Annotated in this window: 6 protein-coding genes; 3 read left to right on the forward strand and 3 right to left on the reverse strand. The window is 61.6% G+C overall.

The window, feature by feature from the left end:
* Nucleotides 1–1,187, forward strand: a 1,187-nt coding sequence (locus HYG95_RS21720; RefSeq protein ID WP_220139702.1) for an RHS repeat-associated core domain-containing protein, incomplete at its 5' end; no start/stop codon positions are given.
* Between the two features lie 1,253 nt (nucleotides 1,188–2,440).
* Here HYG95_RS21720 and HYG95_RS21725 read toward each other — a convergent pair.
* Complete coding sequence (locus HYG95_RS21725; protein ID WP_067641810.1) at nucleotides 2,441–2,908, reverse strand: MarR family winged helix-turn-helix transcriptional regulator; 468 nt, start codon at nucleotides 2,906–2,908, stop codon at nucleotides 2,441–2,443.
* 107 nt (nucleotides 2,909–3,015) lie between these two features.
* On the opposite strand from HYG95_RS21725, the gene HYG95_RS21730 reads away from it, so the two are divergent.
* On the forward strand, nucleotides 3,016–4,155 hold the full coding sequence (locus HYG95_RS21730) for a GDSL-type esterase/lipase family protein (protein WP_181700546.1): 1,140 nt from the start codon (nucleotides 3,016–3,018) through the stop codon (nucleotides 4,153–4,155).
* Here the strand turns inward: HYG95_RS21730 and HYG95_RS21735 are convergent.
* A complete protein-coding gene (locus HYG95_RS21735; protein ID WP_255495614.1) occupies nucleotides 4,152–5,150 on the reverse strand; it encodes an NAD(P)-dependent alcohol dehydrogenase in 999 nt (332 codons plus the stop codon). The genes HYG95_RS21730 and HYG95_RS21735 overlap by 4 nt on opposite strands.
* 84 nt (nucleotides 5,151–5,234) lie before the next feature.
* Here HYG95_RS21735 and HYG95_RS21740 point away from each other — a divergent pair, with 84 nt between their 5' ends.
* On the forward strand, nucleotides 5,235–5,876 hold the full coding sequence (locus HYG95_RS21740) for a TetR/AcrR family transcriptional regulator C-terminal domain-containing protein (protein WP_181700548.1): 642 nt from the start codon (nucleotides 5,235–5,237) through the stop codon (nucleotides 5,874–5,876).
* A 330-nt stretch (nucleotides 5,877–6,206) separates the two neighbouring features.
* Here the strand turns inward: HYG95_RS21740 and HYG95_RS21745 are convergent, their stop codons facing one another.
* Complete coding sequence (locus HYG95_RS21745) at nucleotides 6,207–6,785, reverse strand: Uma2 family endonuclease (RefSeq protein WP_181700550.1); 579 nt, start codon at nucleotides 6,783–6,785, stop codon at nucleotides 6,207–6,209.
* Between the last annotated feature and the right edge of the window lie 138 nt (nucleotides 6,786–6,923).

The following is a 6,923-nucleotide window of genomic DNA, read 5'->3' on the forward strand; positions in this document are numbered from 1 at the left end:
ATCCAGACGACCTACAATATCAACACATCTCTATTCGTCGGCAGCGTCAGATGTGTATAAAGGACAGCACCCCCGCCGAACCATCCGCCCCCCAGCGAATGGAAGGCCGCGAATACCACAACAACCTCCTCGTCCGAGACGGCCGCAACCACTACTACTACGACCCCGCCGGCCGCCTCATCCGCAAAGTAACCACCCGAATCTCCCGAAAACCGGCCGTCTGGCACTACCGCTACAACGCCTTCAACCAACTCACCGACGTCTACACACCAGAGAAGGAATGGTGGAGATATACCTATGATGCGCTCGGGCGGAGTAGCCAGAAAGTGTTGGTACTGGCTGACGGGTCTCTCACTCGTCGTTTCCAACGCGTGTGGGACAGAACAGAGCTTATCGAACAATTTGAGGGATACGGCATACCGCTTCGATGGCAGTATCGCCCGGGCGCTGCCACACCTATAACTCAATCATCCGCTCATGAGCTTCTAACGATCATCGGTGGCGCTGGCGGGATTCCTACACAGCTAATAGACGTTCACTCTGCCAGCACGGCGGCGGTCGCGAACTCAACCCTCTGGGGCGAAATCGAGTGGTGTGGCACGACAACGACTCCGCTGCGCTACCCCGGCCAAGTCTATGAATCCGAAGCCGAACTGAACTACAACTTCTTTCGGATGTACGACGCGGCTACAGGGCGGTTCCTCACTTCCGATCCTCTCGGCTTGTCCGCTTCCCCCAACCCGAACTCTTATGTAACCAACCCGACCCGATGGTCGGACCCACTGGGCCTAATGCCGGACAGCTGCGAAAACGTTACTATATACAGGTCGCAGGACACAAACGTGCCACAAACCCTCCGGCTGGATGTGGACGCCGACGGTAATGTGTCGCATTCAGGCTCCGGTCAGTTATATCTGAATATGACTGGCGACATCTCCCACAGCACCGGATTCAAGGGCGACCACATCGTTGCGTTCGATGTCCCCCGTTCGTATGTCGACAGTATCGCAGCAGATTCACTGCCCCAGCGCATGCCATCCGACTGGCCAGGCACCCGCCGAGAGTGGAACCACGCCAGGAAGGCTGCACCGGACCAATCTGACGCACCTGGGCTCTATGGCCTACCCTCGGGTTACATCTCAGGCCTGCTGGATGCAATCATACCCGGTAGTGGCCGAATAATTTGACAGGAGACAAGGATATGAGCGAAGGCAGCTCTGAAGTCGAGCTGGACCGAGTAAGACGACACCCATCTGCCGAGCCTATTGCTACTTTGGCCACCTTCTTGGTGCACCCAACTGTCCCAACAGAAACGTACTTGCAGCGAATAAGAGAGCTAATATCGTCCGCACTAGAAATTGCGCAGGACGTCAATTTCGAAGTCGATGACACCATCTCTACAGAATCACTTCCTTCGTGGTTTCGCGAGCTTTCAGATGACGCAAGCAAAGGAGGCGCGAAAAGATATGTTGAGTCGGGTTTGGGAGCTCCGTGGGATCCCGAAGAATGGATATACTGCTTCGACCCAGATCTTCGAGCATGGCGTTGGTGGGACGTCACAGCCGGGAATGACGGGGTTTCCGTGTGGATTGATTCGGGCGGCGAGCCCCACTTTCCTCACCAAGAACTGCTATGGGCGTTGTTCACGTCAGGGGCAACAGCGGTGGGGGGGCCAAAAATGCAATCATCTATGGAATGGCGTAATGAAGTTCAACGATGACTGGAGAATACGTCGCACAGCAGATCGCGCGACAGCGCCAGACAGATTCCCCATTCTCGCCAAATCATAGCTACACGAATTCATCAGGTGAGCAGGCGGGCACGGCATATAGTGCAACACTCGAGGTTGTTGAGATTGTCACTCGCGAAAAGACGGCGACAGAATGTATTGTTCGCTGCTTAAGCGGGACAATTGAACCCGGCGACCACGTGGTCCGCATCGAAGGGCTTGATGCAGCGGTGCCCGCTGAAATGGTGGTCTCGCGCATCCTTCGGTCTGGTCGAGAGTGTAATCTTCTCGACCCTCCGCACAACGCTCTCATACGCCTGTCCGGAACCGCACCTGAGGAGCTCCTCTCAGCGCTGCGGTTGGTTCTTTCACGGTAACCGTCGAAATTAGTCCTAGGTGGACGGTGCTGCCATGGGCACCGCAATCTTGCTCCGCACCGAATTCTGCCGGCGAAGACAACCGGTGACTGCACATCGCCGGTGAAAGCTGCGCCGCAACGACACCGATGGACTCTCGCACGAATGCGGTGGACTACGAAGGTGCGCGGCGGGCAAGTACGCCGCAGCCTCCACTGTCGCCGCTCGAGGGCGGTTGCGGGATACCCACGATCGAAACAATGGATTGCCTTGCCGAGGCGCTCGCGCTGTCGCTCGGGTCGTGTAGGTCATCTGCGCATTCATCGCCGACGCCGCTTCCGCGATCGGCCAGACATCACTCCCCGATGGCGGTTGCTGACGGGTTGGTTGCGTCTCGGAGGATGCGGAGGGTGGTGGTCAGGGCGTCGAGTTGGGTGGGGGTTAGTACGTCGATGAGCCAGGTGTCGAGGGCTGACAGGTAGTCGGGGAGGACTTCTTCGAGGCGGTGGAGGCCGGTGGGGGTGAGGGATGCGTAGGCGATGCGGCGGTCGGTGGGGTCTAGTTGGCGTTCGACGAGGTCGGACTTGGTCAGGCGGTCTACCAGGCGGGTGACTCCGCTGGTGGAGAGTTCGGTTTGGGCTGCCAGGTCGGACATGCGTAGGCGGCGGTTGGGGGATCGGCTCAGGCGGAGCAGCGCGTTGAGGTCGAGGCCGGACAGGCCGTGGGCGTGCCAGGTGGGTTCGAGCTTTGCGATGAGTCCGCTGTGTGCCTCGAAGAGCAGGCCGGAGATGGTCAGCCGGGGGTCGTCGAACAGTTCGGACATGTGAAACACCCTAGTCGATGTTTGCCGTGGGGATTGTTGACATGAGGAATATCTCCGAGTAGACCTATGCGTACGCAATATTCCGCGCAGCAAGTATCGGAGTGGTCATGCAGAACAACTGGGTCGCCGGGTTCCGGAACGGTGTCATCAGCCCCGATGAGCAGATCAAGCTCGCCGAATCACGCGAGTTCGCGGACGAGACGGTGCGCCATGTCCTCCACATGGCCGGCGGTGGTACGGCGGTGAGGGTGCGGCTGACCAACCGGTACGGCGCGACGCCCCTGCGCATCGGCGCCGCTCGGGTGGCGCTGCGCAAGGCCGGCTCGGCGATCGACTCCGATGCCGATCATGAGATTCGCTTCGGTGCTGAGCCGAGCGCGGTCATCGATCCGGGTGCGGATCTCGTGAGCGATCCGATCGACCTGCCGGTTGCCGCTGGTCAAGACTTGTTGCTCAGCCTGTACCTGCCTGAGTCGACGGGGTTGGCGACGTTTGCCCATCAACCGGGCGAGATCTCCTATCTCGTCGCCGGCGACCGGACCGCTGATGTGGAACTCCCCGATGCGCAGGAAGTCCCGTTCCGGTTCTTCGTCACCGGCGTGGACGTTCTCGACGCCACCCCGCCGCCGATCGCGGTGGCGTTCGGCGACTCCTGGTTCGAAGGCGTCGGCACCACTCCGAGCGCCAATCGTCGCTCCGTCGATGTTCTGAACAGTCGGCTCAACCGAGGATGGGTGGTCAACAACGGCATCGCGGGCAACCGGCTCACCGCCGAGGAGATCGGTGAATCCGGTATCACACGTTTCGATTCCGATGCCATCGAGGTTCCCGGTGTCACCGATGTTCTGGTGAATTTCGGCATCAACGACCTGATTCTCGGTGGGATGGCGGGGCAGCCCTCGGCGACCGCCGATGAACTGATCGCCGGTTTCACCGAGCTCGCCGAGCGCGCCCATGCGGCGGGCCTACGGATACACGTCGCGACCATCGGCCCCTACGCCGGGTGCATCTACCCCGGCATGCCTCTTGTGGAGACACAGCCCACCCGTCACGCGGTCAACGAATGGCTGCGCCGGACAGACATTTTCGACTCCGTCTTCGATGTGGACCGTGCGGTGGCCGACCCCGCGCGCCCCGACTTCATCCGCCCCGAATTCGACAGCGGCGACGGTATGCACCTCAACGATACCGGTGCCGCCGCGATGGCGCACACCGTCGACCTCGCCGCTCTCTTCCGCGCGGACTAGGGCACGGTGAGGACGGTTTTGCCCGAGGCGTGCCCCATTTGCAAGGCCTGGATCGCCAACGGTGTGTCGGACAGAGCGAAACTCCGTTGGATCACCGGTCGCACCTGCCCTTGGACGACCAGCTCGGCCACGTAGGCCAAATCGGCGGCGGTCGGGCGCATGAGGAGGGGTTTGAGGGTTTGGCGGGTGAAGAGGTTGGCGATGAGGACCGAGCCCAGCCAGCGGATCGGGCCGAACCAGTTTCCGCCCGGTGCGCCTGCCGAGGAGATGAAGACACCTTCCGGAGTGAGGGCGCGGCGGCAGTCGCGGAGTTTTCGGTTGCCCGCGAGGTCGAAGATGATGTCGTAGACCTCGCCGTAGGCGGCGAAATCGGTTGTGGTGTAGTCGATGACGGTGTCGGCGCCGATTTCCTGGACCATCTCGATGTGGCGGGTGCTGCAGACGGCGGTCACGTGGGCGCCGAGCGCTTTCGCTATCTGCACCGCGAAGGTTCCCACACCGCCGGACGCGCCGTTGACGAGCACCCGGTGCCCCGGCGCGATCTTGCCGATATCGCGTAATCCCTGGAGCGCGGTCATGCCCGAATCCGGGATCGCGGCCGCTGTTTCCATATCCAGGCCGTCGGGTACCAGGGCGAACGCGTGGGCAGCGGCGCGGACGTATTCGGCGAACGCACCACCGGGCACTTCACCGAAAACCCGATCCCCTACCTGGAATTCAGTAACCCCGGAACCGATTGCGACTACCTCGCCGGCGAGATTCTGGCCGATCATCCGATACTTCGGTCTACGAAAGCCGAACCCGAGGCGAATCAAATACGGTGTGCCACTGAGCAAATGCAAGTCGCCGCTGCACAGCGACGCTGCCTGCACCCGGACAACCAACTCCCCCTCGCCGGGCACCGGCCTGGGCACGATCTCCGTGCACAAAACCTCACTACCGCCGTAGCGCGGTGCCACCCATGCCGTCATCCGGTCGGTATCCACATCGGTCATGAGCGGCCCCTCCTTCGCACTTACAGCGTAAGTCGCTGACCTCAGACGCTACGCTTACGCCGTAAGTAGGTCAAGGAGGAAAACATGCCGCCACGTACCCCGCTGAGCAGGGAACGGATCCTGCGGGCGGCGATCGCCCTGGCCGATGCGGAGAGTCTCGACGCGCTGTCGATGCGCAAGCTGGCCAAGGCTCTCGGCGTCGAAGCCATGTCGCTGTACAACCATGTCGCCCACAAGGAAGACATCCTCGACGGGCTCATCGACCTGGTGGTCGAGGAGATCTACGTGCCCGAAGCGGGCGGTGACTGGCAGGAAGAACTACGCCGCCGCGCGATTTCGGCCCACGAGGTCCTGCTCCGGCACCGATGGGCCACCGGCCTGCTGGGCACCCGGGTGAATGTCGGCCCCGCGATGCTGCGTTATGTCGAAGCGACCCTGGCCTGCCTGATCGCCGCGGGCTTCACCTACGAACAAGCCGACCGGGCCTGGAACGCTCTCGACAGCCACATCTACGGCTTCACGCTCCAAGCCATCAATTTCCCGCTCGACCCCTCCGAATACGCCTCGTCCGCAGAAGAATTCCTTCCGCTCATCCCCACCGATACCCATCCACACATGCACACCCTCGCCTCGCTGGTCATCGACGGAGAGCATTCGGGGACCGCTGATTTCACTTTCGGCTTGAATCTGCTACTCGAAGGACTCGCCGGCTTGCTCCGTCGCTGACCACCCGGACCCCCCGACGATCGCCGGGGTGGACCACTGAATTCACTGGGTGACAGCGGTTTCGGTCGGCTTCCAAATCCTGCTGCGCAGGTCCACGGTTCGAATGGCCTGGACCCGCCACGGCGTCAACCGCAGCACATGCAACCGCGGGTCACTCGGTGAGTGCAGCGCACCGAGACCGGCAGCATCTCCCACATGCGACCGCTCATACGGTCGCTGTCGGCGTCCAACAGAACCATTTCATCCGTTCTTCGACGGGTCACTCGAGACGGCCACCCCATGTATGGGCGGCAGGAATCAAGCTTCGACCAGGCGAAGCAACCGCACTGGCTAGTGCGGCAGCAATGCACCAGGGTCGAAGGTGACCTCGAAGGGCACTCGCACTGTCACCGGGGCACCCGCGGATGCGCGGTGGGTCAGTGTGTATTCGCCATCGGCGCCGAGCGAATACGCGAACAGCACCGGCAACCGTTCGTCGGCGAGGCGACTCTTGAACGGGTTGATCTCGAAACGCCAGTACGTGGGGATGCCTGCCTGTGCGTACAACACCGGCTTCACCATCCGATCCTGCAATGTCGTCGACTTCGACACCACTTCGACGGCGAGTTCGACCTGCCCGACCGGTACACCACGACCGTGCCAATCGATCGGACCCGTGACTACCATCAGATCGGGAATCGGCTCGTCGTCACCGATGAGCACGCCGACGCCGTCCAGCACCAACCGGTCATCGGGAACAACCGCGTCGAACACCTGCGTGAGCCGCTTGATCAACCACTGATGCATAGGCTTCGGGGCGGCATTCACGACGAGCTGACCATTCAGCACCTCATATCGCAAACCGTCATCGGGCAACTGATCGAGATCAGCGGCGGTCCAATGATCGGAGCGCGGCACAGGCATCGCCATATAAACACCTCCGACCTCGTCGAATGCACCGCGCGCCGCCCGCGTCGGCCGATTCGAGTCTAGACGCTGCAAGCAGCATCCGGCAGGTTTGCGCCGTTCGCCCAGTGGGTGTGATCCCGCTGGGCGAACGGTCGTTAC

The sequence above is a fragment of the Nocardia sp. GTS18 genome, from assembly GCF_013839555.1.
In the GTDB taxonomy this organism is placed as follows: Bacteria; Actinomycetota; Actinomycetes; order Mycobacteriales; family Mycobacteriaceae; genus Nocardia; species Nocardia rosealba.

Excerpts from the sequence above, each read along its gene's own strand:
- HYG95_RS21725 (WP_067641810.1), bottom strand. The coding sequence starts at position 2,908 with ATGTCCGAACTGTTCGACGACCCCCGGCTGACCATCTCCGGCCTGCTC.
- HYG95_RS21730 (WP_181700546.1), top strand. The coding sequence starts at position 3,016 with ATGCAGAACAACTGGGTCGCCGGGTTCCGGAACGGTGTCATCAGCCCC.
- HYG95_RS21735 (WP_255495614.1), bottom strand. The coding sequence starts at position 5,150 with ATGACCGATGTGGATACCGACCGGATGACGGCATGGGTGGCACCGCGC.
- HYG95_RS21740 (WP_181700548.1), top strand. The coding sequence starts at position 5,235 with ATGCCGCCACGTACCCCGCTGAGCAGGGAACGGATCCTGCGGGCGGCG.
- HYG95_RS21745 (WP_181700550.1), bottom strand. The coding sequence starts at position 6,785 with ATGGCGATGCCTGTGCCGCGCTCCGATCATTGGACCGCCGCTGATCTC.